The following is a 17,148-nucleotide window of genomic DNA, read 5'->3' on the forward strand; positions in this document are numbered from 1 at the left end:
CGCCTGGGCGGCGTGCCGATCCTGGTCGCCCAGGACGACGCCGACTGGCTGGCCCGCACCGACCCCGCCGTCCAGACCTGGAAGACCGACCTCCAGATCCTGCCCGGCATCACCCTGACCCAGCCCGGCGGACACTTCCCCGGCTCCACCGTGGCCCACTGGGCCGCCGGCGCCCAAGGCCGCGGCGTCCTGCTCTCGGGCGACACCATCTTCGCCAACCCCGACCGCACCTCGGTCTCCTTCATGCGCTCCTACCCCAACCGCATCCCCCTGTCCGGAACAGTGGTCCAGCGCATCGCCGACCACGTCTCCCGGTTCGAGTTCGACCGCCTCTACAACAACTTCCGGGGCACCGTCGCGGTCGGCGCGCGCGCCGCGGTGCGGCGCTCCGCCGAGCGGCACGCGGCCTGGGCCCGCGGGGACTTCGACCACCTCACCTGACCAGCCGCCCGGCCGCCTGAAACTGGCATCGTCAAGCTTTCCACCACCGGCACCCCATGCGGTACAGTCAGCCGGGAGTCAAAACGCGGCTCGATGGCGCACATGCGCACGGAGGCTGCAGACATGACCGAACCCATGGAGATCGAGCGCGCACTCACGCTCGGCACCAACCACGTCGTCGGACGGTACCGGTACGACATCGCCAGGCAGGTCTGGTGGTGGTCGGACGAGACCTACCGCATCCACGGCTTCGAACCCGGTGACATCGTCCCCACCACCTCGCTCGTGCTCGCGCACAAGCACCCCGGCGACCGGGCCCGCGTCTCGCGGGTGCTGGCGCACGCCGCCCTCACCGGCGACCCGTTCAGCAGCGTGCACCGCATCATGGACGCCCGCGGGCGCGAGCGGACGCTCACCGTCGTCGGCGAGGGGCGCCGGGACCCGGCCACGCAGCGCGTGTCCGAGCTCGTGGGCTTCTTCGTCGACATCACCGCGGGCATCGAGGTGCAGGCCAGCGAGGCCGCCACCGCCTCGATCCGCGCGGCGGCCGCCTCACGGGCGGTCATCGAGCAGGCCAAGGGCGTGCTGGCGTTCGTGCTGGACGTCGACCCGGACGCCGCGTTCGCTCGTCTGCGGGCCACGTCCAACGACACGAACGTCGCCGTGCGGGAGCTCGCGCAGCGGGTGGTCGCGACCGCCTGCACCGCGGGCAGCACGGCCGCCGACGTGATCGCCCTGGTGTCCTCGGGCCGGGACCGGGCTCAGGACCTGAGCGCCTCCGCGTAGAAGGCCCCGAGCCGTGCGACCGCCTGGTCCACGTGCTCGGGCCGGTCGTACAGGTCGTAGTGTCCGGCCCCGTCCACGACCAGCAGGTCCTTCGGCCCCCGCGCGCGGCGGAACAGCTCGTGCCCGTCCCGGTACGAGCCGAACGAACCCACCCGGTCGCCGACCACGACCTGGAGGGGCTGCGTGAGCAGCTCCTCCACGAGGTGGAAGGCGTCGAACCCGAGCAGGGGTGCCGCGCTGCGGGCCAGGAGCCGGTTGGCCGACCGGGGATGCGCCCCGCGCAGGGTGCGGTAGTAGTCGACGGCCTCCAGCAGGTCGGCGTCGGTGAGCCCGGCCCTCACGGCGGCCTCGCGGCTCTCCGGCGTCCACGGCACGATCGTGGGCTCCGCCCCGCGGGCCTCGGCGGTCCGCTGCCGGGCCGCGGTGGCCAGGGTCCGCAGGACGTCGCCCTCCGGTCCGCCGGTCTCCCGGTACGCCCGGCCGATGTTGATCACGGAGACCACCCCGACCGCCGAGATCCGGTGGTCGGTCAGCGCGGCGTTGACGGCGTAGCCGCCGCCCGCGCACACCCCCAGGACGCCGATGCGCTCCTCGTCGACGTAGCCGAGCGTGGTCAGGAGGTCGACCGCCGACCACACGTCCGAGACGCGCGCGGCCGGATCCTCCAGGTGCCGCGGCTCACCCGCGCTCTCGCCCTGGTACGAGGCGTCGAACGCGAGGGCGACGTAGCCCAGCTCGGCCATCCGCCGCGCGTAGAGTCCCGACGTCTGCTCCTTGACGCTGCTGCCGGGGTGCACGGTCACGATCGCGGCGTACCGCCGGCTCTCGTCGAAACCCGCCGGCAGGTGGAGGTCGCCCACCAGCTCGGTCGCGCCGTTGCCGAACGTGACTCGTTCTGTCGTCTGATCTGTCATCTGGTTGGTCATCACTTCGTCTCTCTCGTGGCTGAGAGCATCAGTCTTGCGCCACGCGGGCGTACTCTGAATGCGTGAGCGTCGCCCCTTCTTGTCCCGACGTCCGATGAGCGCCGTCGACCCGCTGTCCGAGATCCTGACGCTGGCGGGCGCGCGCTGCGTGATCAGCGGCGAGCTGCGCGCGGGCGGCCGGTGGTCCGTCCGGTTCCGGACGGACGCCGTGGTCAAGCTGGACGCCGTCGCGCGCGGCGCCTGCTGGCTGATCGCCGACGACGGCGAGCCGCTGCGTCTGACCGCCGGCGACGCGGTGGTGCTCAACGGCGCGCGCACCATGGTGCTGTGCAGCGACCCGGCGCTGCGGCCCGTCGACGCGACCGGGCGGGCCCCCGAGGCAGCCGGCGAGACGACGCGGTACGGCGACGGCGAGGACGTGGTGGTCGTCGGCGGCCACGTCGACCTCGACCCCGTGGCCGGCAGCCTGTTCACGACGGCTCTGCCCCCGGTGCTGCGGGCCGGGGCGGGGACCGCCGAGGCGGCGGAGATGAGGCGGTCGCTGGACCGGATCACGCGGGAGGCGGGGGCCGACCGGCCGGGCGCCGCCTTCGCCACCGACCAGCACGCGCAGCTCCTCCTGCTCGAGGCCCTGCGCGTGGGCCTCGGGCAGGAGGAGCTGGGGCGGGCGGCCCTGCGGCGGCCGGGGTGGCTCCGCCTGCTCGCCGACCCGCGGCTGCGGCCGGCGGTGCGCCTGCTGCACGGCGACCCGGCCCGGGCCTGGTCCCTGGCCGGGCTCGCCTCCGCGGCGGGCATGTCACGCAGCCACTTCGCCCAGCGTTTCCGAGAGGTGTCCGGCGTTCCGCCGCTCACCTACCTGTCGCACTGGCGGGTGCTGCTGGCCGAGCGGGCCCTGCGCGACACCGACGTGACGGTCGCCGCGCTGGGGGCCCGGCTCGGCTATGCGTCCGAGAGCTCCTTCAGCCACGCGTTCACCCGCGTGACCGGGACGCCCCCGAGCCGGTACCGCCGCGCGGCCGCTCAGCGCAGCCGCGAGCCCGGCGCCGGGTCCAGCCGCACCGTGGAGCCCGACCGGGCCACGAGCGTGCTGACGGTCGCCGCGACGCCCGCGAACCGCGGGTGCTGATGCACGGCGTCCAGGACGCGCGTGCGCTCCGTGTCGTCCTCGAAGCGTCTGATCCAGACGAACGCCTCGTCGTCGCCGGCCGCGGTGAACGTGCCGAGCACGTCCATGCCCATCGCGCGGTGCAGCGGCACCACGATCTCGTCCATGTAGTGGACCAGGTCCGCTCCTCGGCCGGTGCGGGGGTGCTCGGTGCGGATCTCGTAGAACATCTGTCTCCTCGGGTCGGTCGGGTCCGGTCGGGTCCCGGGTGGGTCAGGACCGCGCCGCGCGGGCGGCGGCGCGGGTGTACACGTCGGGCGACCCCTCCCACGGCGCGGTGCGCAGCACGGTCCACCGGGCGATGACCCAGCGGTCGTCCCGGCGGCGGAGCACCAGCTCCCAGTAGCCGCGCATCGTGCAGTGGTCGACGAGTCCCCGGTCACTGGGGAGATCGGCGGGCACGTGGTGATACGCCACGACGTGCGCGCGGCAGCGGACCTCGCCGACCTGCTCGCGCACCACGAGGCCGGACGTGCTGACGTTCGAGGTGCTGTGGTGGGTCACGTCGAAGCCCGCCAGGGTGCGGCGGGCGAGCGCGACCAGGTCGTCGGCCGCCATCGGCGTCGGCGGGCTGCCGGCCTGGTGCGTCGACAGGTCCAGCACCACCTCGTCGTCCAGCAGCCGGCGCAGGGCGGCCCAGTCCTGGTCGTCCTGCGCGTGGGCGAGCGCCGCGACGACGTCGGCGACCGCGAGCCGGTCGGCGACGCCCAGCGGTGCCTCCTGCGGCCCGGTCATGCCGCCACCGCCGACTGCTCCGCCGGCCGGTCCACGACCGGCAGCACCAGCCGGCTCAGCCGGGACGGGCCGTGGTGCACCCGGTTCACCGCGACGACGACGTCGTCCTCCCCGTCGGACGCGATCACCCCGCCGGTGTTGGTGTTGCGGTCGTAGCGCGGGAAGTTGCTGCTGGACACCTCCAGCCGGATGCGGTGCCCGGGCAGGAAGACGTTCGACGTCGCGCCCAGGTCGATCGTCAGCGCGTAGACGTCGCCCGGTGTCAGGAGCGCGGGCTCGGTGAGCGAGGCACGGTAGCGGGCGCGCCGCACACCCTCGCACAGCAGGATGGCGCGGCCGTCCGGGTGCACGTCCACGAGCTTGCCCGTGAAGTCGGTGTCCGTGGCCGACGAGGAGACGTGCAGCACCAGCGTGACGTGGCCGGTCACCTCGACGGGCCGGTCCAGCGGCGCGCCGGTGTAGCACAGCACGTCGTCGCGGGTCTCGACCTCCGCCTGGTCGGCGGGGCCGGGGTAGGTGCCGGGCACCGCCGCGAGCACGGCCCCGCCGACGGTCGGGACCGGGCGGCGCGGGTCGTACAGGTACGTGTCCGTGGCCTCGGTGCCGGAGACCGCGCGGGTCAGCGTGCCGTCGCCGGTGCGGGTGTTGGCCCGCCCGGCGCCGCCGAGGAAGTAGTCGGTGTACCGCGTGCCGGGCAGCGGCCAGTCCACCTCGTCGCGCCACTCGTCGATCCCCATCACGAAGATCCGGACCCGGTGCGCCTCGTCCCGCGGGTCGGACGCCGCGTCCTCGTCCCGGCCGCGCACCCAGCGGTCGAAGAACCGCAGGTGCGCCTCGGTGACCCCGGCGGCCTTGATGCTGCCCGCCGGCCCGAACGACCGGTCCGGGTAGGTGCCCAGGTCGGTGCCGTCGGCGTGGCTCCAGGGACCCATGACCAGCCGCTGCCCGTCGCGGGCCGCGGCGCTGCCGCCGTGCCGGCGCATCGTGGTGTAGGAGCGCAGGGTCTCGCCCGCGAACACGTCGTACCAGCCGCCCACGTGCAGTGCGGGCGTGGTGATGCGGGCCGCGTGGTCGATCGCCGCCGTCCGCTGCCAGAAGGCGTCCCGCTCCGGGTGGGCGAGCACGTCGCTCACCCAGGGCAGGTACCGGGACGCCGCGCCCTGCTCCGCGATCGGGAACGGCTCGTGCAGCAGCCGCGGGTCGGCCAGCCCGGCCAGCAGCAGCTCGGCGTCCGCCGGGTCGCCCTGGCCGGCGGTGAGGTCACGCCGCAGGTTGCGCAGCGCGGCGAGCGTGGCCCAGGTCAGCACGGCGTCCTGCGACAGCGCGCCGCCGCCGGAGTACCAGGGCGCCCCGTACTGGTCGGCCGACGTCATGACGGGCGCGATCGCCCGCAGCGCCGCGGGCGTGTGCGCGGCGGCCTCCCACTGGGCGAACCCCATGTAGGAGCCGCCCCACATGCCGACCGCGCCGTCGCACCACGGCTGGTCGGCCAGCCAGGCGAGGGTGTCGACGCCGTCGTCACCCTCGTGGACGCCGGGCACGAACACCCCGGGGGAGCGCGAGGTGCCGCGCACGTCCTGGGCCACGACGGCGTAACCGGCCGCCACCAGGGCGAACACGTCCGGCAGCTTGGGGTTGCCGAACGTCCCGGCGTCGTCCTTGCCGTACGGCGTGCGCACCAGCAGCGCGGGGAACGGGCCGGGGCTCTGCGGCCGCCACACGTTGGTGGCGAGCGTGACGCCGTCCCGCATGGGCACGGGGACGTCCACCTCCACGACGAACGTCATGCCGTCACCCGCTCGGCCATCATCCAGTGGCTGAACGCGACATAGGCCCGGGCGAACTCCTGCGGCGTCGGCGCGTGCTCGACCTCGGCGGACAGCCGCGCGACCTGGGCGTAGCGCGGCATCCGGTCCGCCTCGTACGCGGCCAGCGCGGCGGGGACGTCGCCGCCGGGCGTCAGCAGGTCGCCGAGCAGCGCGGCGTCCTCGATGCCCAGCGTGGCGCCGGCGGTGATGTGCGGCGACATGGCGTGGGCCGAGTCGCCGGCCAGCGCCACCCGCGACGACACCCAGTACGGCAGCGGCGGCACGAGCATGATCTGGTTGTGCAGGATCTGCTCCTCGGGCGTCGCCGAGATGAGGTCGGCCAGGAGCGAGCCGGGACCGTCTCCCTGCAGGTGGACGACGCGGTCCAGGGCCTCCTGCTTGCGGGAGCCGGTGGGCGGGGCGGAACCGAACTGGTTGAGCAGCCAGTACACGTGCCCGTCGTAGGTGCGCACGTAACCGCCGCGGGAGCGGCGGTCGCCCACGACGAGCCGGTCCTCCGGCACGGTGAGGCCGGTCGCCGGGATGACGGCGCGCCACGCGTGGTGGCCGTCGTGCTCGCGGACGTCGGCACCCGGCACGAGCTGGGCGCGCACCGAGGAGTAGGCGCCGTCCGCGCCCACGAGCACGTCCGCCCGCTCGGTCGTGCCGCCGGTGAACCGCGCGGTCACGTGGTCGTCGTGCTCCTCGTACGCCTCGAAGCCGCTGTCCAGGCGGATGCTGTCCCGCCCGACGGCGTCCGCGAGGACGTCCAGCAGGCGCGCGCGGTGCACCAGCAGGTACCGGTGGTCGCGGTCGTCGTACCCGGGGGTCTCCAGCAGCGTCCCCGACGGGTCGTGGAACCGCATCTCGCTGGGCTTGCCGATGGCGCGCACCTGGTCGCCCACGCCGAGGTCGTCCAGCACCGCCAGGGCGTTGGCCCACAGCCCCAGCCCCGCTCCCGCGGCGCGGATCTCCGGTGCCCGCTCGTGGACCACGACGTCGAACCCGGCCCTGCGCAGCGCGATCCCGGTCGTCAGACCGACGATGCCGCCGCCCGTCACCACTGCCCTCATGTTCCTGCTCCTTCGGTGGATGAACTGATCGGGACGACCGTAGGGAGCGAAAGCGGATTAGCACCAGTGCAACGTTGATAGGCGATAGTTGCGTGTGTGATAATCCAGGGATGGAGCATGTCGACCTGAACCTGATCGAGGCGCTCGACGCGCTGCTCACCGAGAACAGCGTGACCAAGGCCGCGGAGCGGCTGAACACCTCGGCGCCGGCCATGAGCCGCACCCTGGCCCGGCTGCGCCGCGCCCTCGGGGACCCGCTGCTGGTGCGTGCGGGCCGGGACCTCGTGCCCACGCCCCGCGCCCTGGAGCTGCGCGGCGAGGCGCACGCCCTGGCCACCCGGGCGCGGGCGCTCTTCGCGCCGTCGGGCAGCGCCGACCCGAGCACCGCGGTGCGCATGTTCGACCTCCACGTGGCCGACATGCTGGCCACCACGTTCATCCCGTCCCTCATCGACGACCTGCGCGTCCAGGCCCCCGGCGTCTCGCTGCGCCTGCGGCCGGACAGCGTCGAGGAGATGCCCGCGCTGCGCGAGGGGCTGGTGGACCTGGAGATCGGGATCGTCCGCACCGGTGAGCCCGAGATCCGCTCCGAGACGCTGGTGACCGAGACGCTCGTGGGCGTGGTGCGCGCCGGGCACCCGCTCGCCGACCAGACGGTCACCCCGCGCCGGTTCGCCGCGGCCGACCACATCGTCATGTCGCGGCGCGGGCGGGTGCACGGCCCGATCGACGACCGGCTGGCCGACCTCGGCCTCAACCGCCGGGTGGCCGCCGTGGTCCCGACGCTGTCCGCGGCGCTGCACCTGGCCCGGGAGACCGACGTCGTGAGCATCGCCCCGGCGGGGCTGGCGCGGCGGATGCTCGAGACGCTCGGCCTGCGCACGTTCCCCATCCCGGTGCCGCTGCCACCGCTGACGATCGGCATGGCCTGGCACCCGCGCAACCACCAGGACCGCACCCACCGCCTGCTGCGTGAGCGCACGCGCCGCATCATGACGGCCTCGGTCGAGCAGGGGTGATTTGCCGATTGCGCTGAGCGTCATGATCGGTTGCTGAACCTGGCATTGTCGGCAACTGTCCGCGCTGGCTAGCGTCCTCGGCATGAACCTCACCATCCTCGCGGCCTCGGGCCGGACCGGACTCGCGCTCACCCGGCAGGCGCTCGAGCGCGGGCACACCGTCATCGCCATCGCCCGGGACCCCGGGCGGGTCGTCCTGCCCGACCGGGGCCGCCTGCGTGTCGTGGCGGGCGACGTGGAGGACCCGGCGAGCATCGCCGCGGTGGTCGACGCCGACTCGGTCGTCCTGTCGGCCCTGGGCACCGAGCGCGCCGGCGTCCTGACCACCGGTGCCGAGGTGGTGGTGGCGGCCGGACCCCGGCGGATCATCTGGCTCGGCGCCTACGGGACCGGCGTCTCCGCCGGCGTCGCGGGGCCCGGCGCGGCCGTCCTCGAGTCCGTGCTGGGCGACCGCCTGGCGGACAAGGTCGCGGCCGACGCCGCCGTCCTGACGGCCGGGGGCACCGTGTTCCACGCCGGGGTGCTGTCCGACGGGCCCGTGAGCCCGGACCGCGCCACGGTCGGGCTCGAGGCGGGGCCACCGTTCGACCTCGGTGCGCGGGTCAGCCGCGAGACCGTCGCCGCCGCCATGCTCGACGAGGCGGAGTCGCCGCGGTTCCCGGGGGCCGTGGCCCTCCCGCTGGCCGTGCCCGTGCCGCACCCCGCGGAGGTGGCGTCATGATCGACTGGCTCGCGCTGGCCGAGTCGATGATCACCTCGCCGTGGCTGTACGCGGTGCTGATCGCGGTCTCCTGCCTGGACTCCTTCCTGCCGCTGATCCCGAGCGAGCCGGTCGTCATCGTCGCGGGCGTCTACGCGGCCACGGGGGACACCCACATCGGGCTCGTCGTCGCCGCCACGGCGCTCGGCGCCTTCCTGGGCGACCTCGTGCCGTACGCCGTCGGCCGGTTCGTCGGGTCGCGGTCCGCCGGGCGGCCCGCTCCGGGCACCAAGCGGCGCGCCGCGCACGACTGGTTCGTCCGCGAGCTCGACGTTCGCGGCGGCTTCGTCCTCGTGACCACCCGCTTCATCCCCTTCGGCCGGTACGTGGCCACGTTCGCCACTGGTCTGGTGCGCTACCCCCTGGGCCGGTACGCGTTGTTCGTCGGGTTCGCCACGGCGGCCTGGAGCGCGTACACGGCGCTGACCGGCTACCTCGGCGGGGTGATGTTCCAGGACAACACGCTGCTGGCGATCACGGTCGGCATCGGCCTCGCGCTCGTGGTGACCGGCGGCATCGAGGGGGTGCGGGCCCTGCGCCGGCGCCGGGGCGCCGCCGTGCCGGACCCGGTGGCGGACTGATGCCGGGCGCGACGGCGGGCGTGCCGCCGCTCGGCCGCGTGCGCGCGCTGCACGTCTATCCGGTCAAGGGCCTGAGCGCCCAGCCGCTGGAGCGCGTCGTGCTCCGCCCGGGCGAGGGTGTGCCGGGGGACCGCCGGTACGCCCTCGCCCGGGCGGACGGCCGGTACCGGCCCGGCCTGCGCGAGGGGCTGCCCAAGCAGGAGTTCCACGCCCTGGTCTCCGACCACCGGCTGGCCGGTCTCGACACCCACCTCGACGCGGCCGACGTGCTCACCGTCCGGGTCGCCATGGACACCACCAGGCACGAGGTGCTGCGGGCCGACCTGCGCACCGAGGGCGGCCGGCGCGACGCGCGACGCTTCTTCGCGCGCGTGCTGGACCTGCCCGAGGGGGCCGGACCGGAGATCGCGCACGAGCCCGGCCGGCGGTTCACCGACGCCGCCGCGGCCGGCGACGGCCCGATGGGCTGGCTCTCGCTGGTCAACCTGGCCTCGGTCCGTGACCTCGGCGCCCGCACCGGCACGACGGTCGACCCGGGCCGGTTCCGCGCCAACGTGCTCGTCGACGGCCTGCCTCCGTGGTCCGAGCTGGACCTCGTGGACAGCGAGACGGGCCAGGGGCTGCGGCTCGGCGGGGCGCGGGTGCGGGTCGTGCGCCGCACGCGGCGCTGCGCCGCGACCGAGGTGGACCCGGCCACCGGCGTCCGCGACCTGCCCGTCGTGCGCCTGCTCGACCAGGCGTACGGGCACCAGCTCATGGGCGTCTACCTCGAGGTTCTCGCGGCCGGGACCGTGGAGCAGGACGATGAGCTCGCCGCCTGAGCGCCCCGGAACGCGCCACCTCGTGCTGCGCGTGGCCGCGACGAGCGACCTCACCCCGACGGTGCGCCGGTTCGTCCTGCGGGACCCGGCCGGGCGTCCCCTGCCGGGCTACGAGCCGGGCGCGCACGTCGTGGTCACCACACCTGCCGGGCACCTGCGGGGCTACAGCCTCGTCGATCCCGGGGGGCCTGCGCCCCGGGAGTACGTCGTGTGCGTGCGCCGCGACGACCGCGGCCGCGGCGGCTCGCGGAGCATGCACGACGACGTCACGGTCGGCACCGACCTCGTCGTCACCGCACCGGCCAACACGTTCGCGCTCCGGCCCGCGGCCCGCTACCTGTTCGTCGCCGGCGGCATCGGCATCACCCCGGTGCGGGCGATGGTGCGGTGGCTGCGGGCCCGGCCGGGCGCCGACGTGCGGCTGGTGTACCTCACGCGCTCGCCCGCCGAGACGCCCTTCCGGGACGAGCTCGGCGGGCCGGGCGACACCGTGCACCACAGCGCCGGGGGAGGGCGGCTCGACCTGTGGCCCTACCTCGCCGAACCCGCCGACGACCTGCGCCTCTACTGCTGCGGACCGCCGGCGCTGCTGCGGGCCGTGCGGGCGGCGACGGCGCACTGGCGGCCCAGCCGCGTGCACACCGAACGGTTCGCGGGCGGGACGGAGGGCGCGTCCGTGCCGTTCACCGCGGTCTGGGCGCCCGACGGGCGACGCGTCCAGGTACCCGCGGACGTCTCGCTGCTCACGGCCCTGCGCCGCGACGGGGTGCGGGTCGACGCCTCGTGCGAGGCGGGCGTCTGCGGCACGTGCCGCCTGACGCTGCTCGACGGCGTGGCCGACCACCGGGACGCGGTGCTGACCGGTCCGGAGCGCGTCGGGCACGTCATGGCCTGCGTGTCCCGGGCCCGCACCTCGGAGATCGTCGTCGGGCCGCCGCGCGCGGCGTGAGCGCGCCCGGCGTCAGGCACGGCCCGTCCGGGCGGCCACCAGGGGCAGGAACACGTCGTCGACGATCTGCCGGATCGTCTCGTCGGGCACCGGCTCGTAGGTGAGCAGGAACTCCAGCCGGAACAGGTCGACCGGCACCTGCAGCACCCGCGCGGGCACGGCGCCCGGGTCGAGCTCACCGCGCGCGGCCGCGCGCTCGTAGATGGTCTGCAGCACCGGGTTGCGACCGCCGGTGGCCTGGTCGACGAGGTCGCCGAGGGAGACACCGGTGGCGCGGTAGTAGTCGCCCACGCGGGTCAGCAGCTGCACCGCCATGACGGCCCGGGTGCTGTTGGCCTGCCGGAGCGCCGCGATCAGGTCGCCCCGCAGGCTGCCGGTGTCGGGCGCCTCCGGGCTGTCCCCGAACGCGTGCAGCACCGCCGCGCGCACGAGCTCGGCCTTGGCGGGCCAGCGCCGGTACAGCACGGCGCGGCCGGTGCGCGCGCGGCGCGCGACGGCGTCGTAGGTCAGGTCGTCGTACCCGCGCTCGGCGAGCTCGGTCCATGCCGCGTCCAGCAGCGCGTTCTCCAGCTCGGGCCCGCGGCGCCGTCGTTCTGTCGCAAGAGTCACGGTGTCTCCTCCGCGTGCTACGGTACCAGCGTCGGTAAGAGTCACTGTGTATCTAAACCTTCCCACAAACGGAGCACACCATGCGGATCCTTGTCACCGGCGCCGGCCTCGCGGGGCTGTCGGCGGGCCTCACCCTGTCGGCGGACCACGACGTCACGATCGTCGAGCGCGCCGACCGGCTGCGCACCGGCGGGTCACCCATCGACCTGCGCGGCGACGCCCTCGCCGTCGCCGACCGCCTCGGCATCCTCGGCGCCGTGCGCGACGCGCGCGTCACGATGACCGAGACCGTCACCTTCGTCGACGCGGCCGGGCAGGTGCGGGCCACGCTGTCCCAGGACGCCGTCGGCGACTCGCCCGACGACGTCGAGATCGCTCGCGAGGACCTGATCCGCATCCTGCGCGACGCGCTGCCCGCGCACGTGCGGCTCGTCCTCGGCGACCACGTCACGGCCCTGGCCCAGGACGCGGACGGCGTCGACGTCACCTTCGCGCACGGGGCCGCAGCACGGTTCGACCTCGTCGTCGGCGCCGACGGCATCCACTCCCGCACCCGGCGGCTCGTCTTCGGGCCCGAGGAGGACGTCGTCCGGCCGCTCGGCTACCACGTCGCGTTCGGCGCCATGCCCGGCAGGGCCGACCCCACGACCCGCGTGAACTCGTTCTACAACTTCCCGGGGCACCTGATCGGCGTGGCGCAGTACCACGACAAGGTCGTCGCCGTGGCGAGCTACCGGTCCGACGGCGCCGAGCACGACCACCGTGACCCCGGCTCGGGGCGCCGCGCCCTCGCGCGCGCGTTCGCCGGGCACGACGAGTGGCGCGTGCCCGAGATCCTCGCCGCCCTGCTCGACGACCAGGACCTGTACTTCGACATCGTCGCCCAGGTGCACATGGACGCCTGGCACCGGGGCCGGGTGGTGCTGGTCGGCGACGCCGCGTCGTGCGCCTCGGGGCTGTCCGGCCGCGGCACGTCCCTCGCGCTGACCGGCGCCGACTTCCTCGCCGGGGCGCTGGCCGCCCACCCGGGCGACCTGCCCGCCGCGTTCGCCGCCTACGAGCGGCGGCAGCGGCCCTACGTCACGCACGCCCAGGCGACCGCCGCCCCGGGCGGGGCGCTGCTCATGCCGCCCACGGCGGAGGCGATCCGGGAGCGCGACGAGCAGCTCAACGCGCTCGCGGGCTGACGGGTCGGGGTCAGGCGCCCTCGACCCGCCGGCGCAGCGCGGCGGCCGCGGCCCGGGGGTCCGCGGCGCGCGTGATCGCCCGGACGACGACGATGCGCCGCGCCCCGGCGTCGAGCACCTGGTCGAGGTTGCCGGCGTCGATCCCGCCGATCGCGAAGTACGGCGTGGCGGGCGCGCGGTCCGCGACGGCGCGCAGCAGCCCGAGGCCCACGGCCGCCCGGCCGGGCTTGGTCGGGGTGGCCCACAGGGGGCCCACGCAGAAGTAGTCGACACGCGGGTCGGCGTCGGCGGCCAGCGCCTGGCCGAGGTCGTGCGTGGACCGGCCCAGCACCGGGCCGTCGCCCAGCAGGGTGCGCACCGCGTCGGGCGGCAGGTCGCCCTGACCCATGTGCACGGCCGGCGCACCGGTCAGCCGCGCGACGTCGGCCCGGTCGTTGACCGCCCACAGCGCGCCGTGCTCCTGAGCGACGCGCGCGACCAGCGCCTGCAGCTCGAGCTCCCGGGCCACGTCCAGCGACTTGTCCCGGAGCTGGACCACGTCGACCCCGCCCTCCAGCACCGCGTGCAGGAACGGCTCCAGGTCGCCCGTGTCCTGCCGGGCGTCGGTGCACAGGTACAGGCGGGCGTCGGCGAGGCGGGCGCGGGGATCTGTGCTGGTCTCGGTGCCGGGGTTCACGCCGCGAGTGTAGGCGGGGGTTAGGGTGGTCGCGTGCACGGGAGCCCCGGACGGGGCTGAGAGGGCGCAGGGCGCCGACCGTCGAACCTGATCTGGGTCATGCCAGCGAAGGGAGCAGCATCATGAGCGGGCACGTCTGCGACGTGGTCGTCGTCGGCGCGGGCATCATCGGGCTGACCGCGGCCTGGCGGGCGCTGGAGGCCGGCGCGAGCGTCACCGTCCTGGACCCGGCGCCCGGCGACGGCGCCACGCGTGCCGCCGCGGGCATGCTCGCCCCCGTCCTGGAGGCCGGGTTCGGTGAGGCGGGGCAGGCCCGGCTGGGCACCGCCTCGCTCGCCCTGTGGCCCGGCTTCGCAGCCCGCGTCGAGCGGGCCGCCGGGCTCCCGCCCGGCGCCGTCGGCCTGGACACCACGGGCACGCTCGCGGTCGCCTACGACGGCGACGACCTCGCCGGTCTGCGCCGCCTGCTGGTGCTGCACCGGCAGCTCGGCCTCGGCTCCGCGGAGATCCCGGCCGACGAGGCGCGGCGCCGCGAGCCCGGCGTCGGCCCGCGGGTGACCGGGGCGGCCTGGGTGCCGGGCGACCACCAGGCCGACCCGCGGGCCGTGCACGCCGCGCTGACCACCGTGGTCGCGGTGCGCGGCACGCTCGTGGGCCGCAGGGCCGCCGCTCTCACGTGGTCGGGCGGCGCGGTCGTGGGCGTGGTGGACGACGCGGGCACCGCGTACCGGGCCGGGACGGTGGTGCTGGCCACCGGGCACGCGGGCGGCGACCTCTTCCCGGGCGCCGCGACCCGTCCGGTGCCCGGCACGACGCTGCGCCTCCGGGCCGACGCGGACCACGCCCCCGGTGTGGTGGTGCGCGGCACGGTGCAGGGGCGCCCGGTCTACGCGGTGCCGCGTGCGCCGCGCGTCGACGGGTCGCGCGAGGTGGTGGTCGGGGCGACGTCCGACGAGCGGGACGACGACCGGCTGACCCGCGCGGGCGACGTCTTCGCCCTGCTGCGGGACGCGCGCGCCCTGCTGCCCGGGCTGGACGACGCGGTGCTGCTGGAGACCACGACGCGCGCCCGGCCGGGCACCCCCGACAACGCGCCGTACCTGGGCTGGGCCGCAGACGGCCTGTACCTGGCCGCGGGCCACCACCGCAACGGCATCCTGCTCACGCCGCTCACGGCGGCCGCCGTCGACCACGCCCTCGGCGTCGCGCCACCGGGCCCGGACGCCGCGGCCGCCGTCGCGGCCGCCGCCCGGTACGCCGACCCGCACCGCTTCGCCCAGCTCGATCAAGGAGGCACAGCATGACCCCAGCCCCGCCCGGAACGGGCACCGCCCTCGTCAACGGCGAGCCGTACCCGCTCGACGGGCCGGTGCCGGTGACCGACCTCGTCGCCCGCCTGCTGCCCGGCCTCGTCGTGGACGGCGCCCCGCAGGGGGTCGCGGTGGCGCTGGACGACGCCGTCGTGCCGCGCGGCGCGTGGGCCACCACGACCGTGCGCCCGGGGGACCGGGTCGAGGTCGTCACCGCGGTGCAGGGCGGGTGAGCGCCGTGACGGACACGCCGCTGACGATCGCGGGCACCGCGCTGTCCTCCCGCCTGGTGATGGGCACGGGCGGCGCGGCGAGCCTGCTCGCGCTGGAGGACGCGCTGGTCGCGTCGGGCACCGAGCTGACCACCGTGGCGATGCGGCGCGTGACCCGCCCGCGCGCGGCGGACGACCCGGCCCGCGCGGGCGACCCGTCGGTCTGGGGGCTGCTCGCCCGCCTCGGCATCCGGGCCCTGCCCAACACGGCGGGCTGCTTCTCGGTGCGCGAGGCGGTGCTGACCGCGCGGCTCGCGCGCGAGGCGTGCCAGACCGACTGGGTCAAGCTCGAGGTGATCGCCGACGACGTGACGCTGCTGCCCGACCCGGTCGGCCTGGTCGAGGCGGCCAAGACCCTGGTCGACGACGGGTTCACCGTGCTGCCCTACACCAACGACGACCCCGTGACCGCGCGCCGGCTGCAGGACGTGGGCTGCGCGGCCGTCATGCCGCTGGGTTCGCCGATCGGCTCGGGGCTCGGCATCGCGAACCCGCGCAACATCGAGGCGATCGCCGCGGCGGCCTCCGTGCCGGTGATCCTGGACGCGGGCATCGGCACGGCGTCGGACGCCGCGCTGGCCATGGAGCTGGGCTGCGACGGCGTGCTGCTCGCCACCGCCGTGACCCGGGCCGCGGACCCGGTGCGCATGGCCCGCGCCATGCGGCTGGCCGTCGAGGCGGGGTACGACGCCGCGCGGGCCGGCCGCCCGCCCCGGCGCGAGCGCGCCCTGGCGTCGTCCCCGGTGGACGGCCGGGTGGCCGTCGGGGCGGGGCCCGACGACCTGCCCGGCACCCTGCCCGGCAACCTGGACCTCGCGCTGTGACGGCGCTCGCGCCCCTGGTGGCGCCCGGCGCCGAGCTCGGCACCGCGGAGCTCGCCCGGTACGCGCGCCACCTGGCGCTGCCCGGCGTGGGGCCGCTGGGGCAGCGCCGGCTGGCGAACGCGCGCGTGCTCGTGGTCGGGGCGGGCGGGCTGGGCAGCCCGGCCCTGCTCTACCTCGCGGCGGCGGGCGTGGGCACGCTGGGCGTGGTGGACGACGACGTGGTCGAGGTGTCGAACCTGCAGCGCCAGGTGGTGCACGGCGTCTCCGACGTCGGGCGCCGCAAGACGGCCTCGGCGCGGGACGCCGTCGCCGAGGTGAACCCGCACGTGACAGTGGTGGAGCACCCGGAGCGGCTGACGCCGTCGACCGTGCTCGACGTGCTGTCCGGGTACGACCTGGTGCTGGACGGGACCGACTCCTTCGCGACCCGCTACCTCGTCTCGGACGCCGCGGAGATCCTCGGTATCCCGTGCGTCTGGGGTGCGATCTACCGGTTCACGGGCCAGGTGTCCACCTTCTGGGGCGCACCCCCGGCGGGCGTGCCGGGCGTGACGTACCGGGACGTGTTCCCCGTGCCGCCGCCCCCGGGAGCCTCGCCCGACTGCGCCACCGGCGGGGTGCTGGGCGCGATGTGCGGCACGGTCGGGTCGGTGATGGCGACCGAGGCGATCAAGCTGGTCACCGGGGCGGGGGAGTCGCTGCTGGGGCGGCTGGCGGTCTACGACGCGCTGGCGCTGACGTGGCGCCAGCTCGCCGTGGCGCCGGACCCCGCGCGCGATCCCGTCACGGCGCTCCTGACGGGATCGGGCGGCGCCGACCCGTACGCGGTGTTCTGCGGCCTCGGTCCGGTGCCGGCCGGGGCGGCGGAGACCGCCGTCGGTGAGCTCGCCGCCCTCCGCGCCGACGGGTCCGCCCCGCTCGTGCTCGACGTCCGCGAGCCGTGGGAGGTCGAGGCCGCCCCGTTCCCGGGCGCGCGCGTGGTGCCCTCGGGCCGGTTCACCGGCGCGGGCACGTCCGAGCGGGCGGCGGAGGACGTCGCGGCATGGGCCGCCGGCCGGCCGGTGCACGTGCTGTGCCAGGCGGGCGCCCGGTCGGCGCGCGTGGCGGGCTTGCTGCGGGAGGCGGGGATCGACGCGCGGTCGGTCGCGGGCGGCATGGCGGCGTGGGCGGTGCACGCGGCTGGGCCGGTCCCCGGAGAGTGACGGG

The 17,148-nt window shown here is 75.8% G+C and carries 20 protein-coding genes and 1 riboswitch; of the genes, 13 read left to right on the forward strand and 7 right to left on the reverse strand.

The features are described from left to right. The coding region (locus APR03_RS13375) for an MBL fold metallo-hydrolase (protein WP_504967659.1) at window positions 1-441 on the forward strand (441 nt) is incomplete at its 5' end. 123 nt (window positions 442-564) lie between these two features. Continuing rightward, window positions 565-1,227 (forward strand): PAS and ANTAR domain-containing protein, encoded by a 663-nt coding sequence (locus tag APR03_RS13380; RefSeq protein WP_253836363.1) that lies wholly within the window; start codon window positions 565-567, stop codon window positions 1,225-1,227. Here APR03_RS13380 and APR03_RS13385 read toward each other — a convergent pair. Further along, complete coding sequence (locus APR03_RS13385; RefSeq protein WP_253836364.1) at window positions 1,203-2,141, reverse strand: alpha/beta hydrolase; 939 nt, start codon at window positions 2,139-2,141, stop codon at window positions 1,203-1,205. The two genes, APR03_RS13380 and APR03_RS13385, sit on opposite strands and share 25 nt — an antisense overlap. A 106-nt stretch (window positions 2,142-2,247) precedes the next feature. On the opposite strand from APR03_RS13385, the gene APR03_RS13390 reads away from it, so the two are divergent. Then, a complete protein-coding gene (locus APR03_RS13390; protein ID WP_253836365.1) occupies window positions 2,248-3,279 on the forward strand; it encodes an AraC family transcriptional regulator in 1,032 nt (343 codons plus the stop codon). On the opposite strand, the gene APR03_RS13395 is transcribed toward APR03_RS13390, so the two are convergent. The 4 genes from APR03_RS13395 to APR03_RS13410 are packed head-to-tail and all read right to left on the reverse strand — an operon-like array spanning window position 3,174 to window position 6,934. Further along, window positions 3,174-3,488, reverse strand: a complete 315-nt coding sequence (locus APR03_RS13395; protein WP_253836366.1) for a hypothetical protein — start codon at window positions 3,486-3,488, stop codon at window positions 3,174-3,176. The genes APR03_RS13390 and APR03_RS13395 overlap by 106 nt on opposite strands. A gap of 43 nt (window positions 3,489-3,531) precedes the next feature. Next, the gene (locus APR03_RS13400; RefSeq protein WP_253836367.1) at window positions 3,532-4,053 is read right to left on the reverse strand and encodes a nuclear transport factor 2 family protein; all 522 of its coding nucleotides are present in this window, start codon (window positions 4,051-4,053) and stop codon (window positions 3,532-3,534) included. Further along, window positions 4,050-5,840, reverse strand: a complete 1,791-nt coding sequence (locus APR03_RS13405) for a CocE/NonD family hydrolase (protein WP_253836368.1) — start codon at window positions 5,838-5,840, stop codon at window positions 4,050-4,052. Before APR03_RS13405 ends, APR03_RS13400 begins: the two co-directional genes overlap by 4 nt. Continuing rightward, a complete protein-coding gene (locus tag APR03_RS13410) occupies window positions 5,837-6,934 on the reverse strand; it encodes an FAD-dependent monooxygenase (protein ID WP_253836370.1) in 1,098 nt (365 codons plus the stop codon). Before APR03_RS13410 ends, APR03_RS13405 begins: the two co-directional genes overlap by 4 nt. A gap of 110 nt (window positions 6,935-7,044) precedes the next feature. Here APR03_RS13410 and APR03_RS13415 point away from each other — a divergent pair, with 110 nt between their 5' ends. From APR03_RS13415 to APR03_RS13435, 5 genes are all read left to right on the forward strand, one after another. Beyond that, on the forward strand, window positions 7,045-7,953 hold the full coding sequence (locus APR03_RS13415; RefSeq protein ID WP_253836372.1) for a LysR family transcriptional regulator: 909 nt from the start codon (window positions 7,045-7,047) through the stop codon (window positions 7,951-7,953). An 82-nt stretch (window positions 7,954-8,035) separates the two neighbouring features. Next, window positions 8,036-8,674: an NAD(P)-dependent oxidoreductase gene (locus APR03_RS13420; protein WP_253836374.1), complete on the forward strand. Its 639-nt coding sequence runs from the start codon at window positions 8,036-8,038 to the stop codon at window positions 8,672-8,674. Then, window positions 8,671-9,294, forward strand: coding sequence for a DedA family protein (locus APR03_RS13425; protein ID WP_253836376.1), 624 nt, complete (start codon window positions 8,671-8,673; stop codon window positions 9,292-9,294). Before APR03_RS13420 ends, APR03_RS13425 begins: the two co-directional genes overlap by 4 nt. Beyond that, a complete protein-coding gene (locus APR03_RS13430; protein WP_253836378.1) occupies window positions 9,294-10,115 on the forward strand; it encodes an MOSC domain-containing protein in 822 nt (273 codons plus the stop codon). Before APR03_RS13425 ends, APR03_RS13430 begins: the two co-directional genes overlap by 1 nt. Beyond that, window positions 10,099-11,064 (forward strand): PDR/VanB family oxidoreductase, encoded by a 966-nt coding sequence (locus APR03_RS13435; protein ID WP_253836380.1) that lies wholly within the window; start codon window positions 10,099-10,101, stop codon window positions 11,062-11,064. Before APR03_RS13430 ends, APR03_RS13435 begins: the two co-directional genes overlap by 17 nt. A gap of 12 nt (window positions 11,065-11,076) precedes the next feature. Here APR03_RS13435 and APR03_RS13440 read toward each other — a convergent pair whose 3' ends face one another. Then, entirely contained in the window at window positions 11,077-11,673 is a 597-nt protein-coding gene (locus tag APR03_RS13440; protein WP_253836382.1) for a TetR/AcrR family transcriptional regulator, read from the reverse strand. A gap of 80 nt (window positions 11,674-11,753) precedes the next feature. On the opposite strand from APR03_RS13440, the gene APR03_RS13445 reads away from it, so the two are divergent. Beyond that, window positions 11,754-12,860, forward strand: a complete 1,107-nt coding sequence (locus APR03_RS13445; protein ID WP_253836384.1) for an FAD-dependent monooxygenase — start codon at window positions 11,754-11,756, stop codon at window positions 12,858-12,860. A gap of 10 nt (window positions 12,861-12,870) precedes the next feature. On the opposite strand, the gene thiE is transcribed toward APR03_RS13445, so the two are convergent. Then, a complete protein-coding gene (gene thiE / locus APR03_RS13450; protein ID WP_253836386.1) occupies window positions 12,871-13,536 on the reverse strand; it encodes a thiamine phosphate synthase in 666 nt (221 codons plus the stop codon). Window positions 13,537-13,563: 27 nt separating this feature from the next. Then, window positions 13,564-13,667, forward strand: a riboswitch (TPP riboswitch). Between thiE and thiO the strand changes: the two genes are divergently transcribed. The 4 genes from thiO (at window position 13,629) to APR03_RS13470 (ending at window position 17,144) form a co-directional block, all read left to right on the forward strand. Further along, window positions 13,629-14,840 (forward strand): glycine oxidase ThiO, encoded by a 1,212-nt coding sequence (gene thiO, locus APR03_RS13455; protein ID WP_275977527.1) that lies wholly within the window; start codon window positions 13,629-13,631, stop codon window positions 14,838-14,840. Its footprint overlaps the riboswitch before it by 39 nt. After that, window positions 14,837-15,079, forward strand: coding sequence for a sulfur carrier protein ThiS (thiS, locus tag APR03_RS13460; protein WP_253836390.1), 243 nt, complete (start codon window positions 14,837-14,839; stop codon window positions 15,077-15,079). The genes thiO and thiS overlap by 4 nt, the downstream gene beginning before the upstream one ends. After that, window positions 15,076-15,942 carry a thiazole synthase gene (locus tag APR03_RS13465; protein WP_372494871.1) on the forward strand — a complete coding sequence of 289 codons (867 nt, stop codon included), beginning with the start codon at window positions 15,076-15,078 and terminating at the stop codon, window positions 15,940-15,942. The genes thiS and APR03_RS13465 overlap by 4 nt, the downstream gene beginning before the upstream one ends. Next, the gene (locus APR03_RS13470) at window positions 15,939-17,144 is read left to right on the forward strand and encodes a ThiF family adenylyltransferase (RefSeq protein WP_253836392.1); all 1,206 of its coding nucleotides are present in this window, start codon (window positions 15,939-15,941) and stop codon (window positions 17,142-17,144) included. Before APR03_RS13465 ends, APR03_RS13470 begins: the two co-directional genes overlap by 4 nt. The last annotated feature ends 4 nt before the right edge of the window (window positions 17,145-17,148 follow it).

The sequence above is a fragment of the Promicromonospora thailandica genome (assembly GCF_024171955.1).
Classification (GTDB): Bacteria; Actinomycetota; Actinomycetes; order Actinomycetales; family Cellulomonadaceae; genus Promicromonospora; species Promicromonospora thailandica.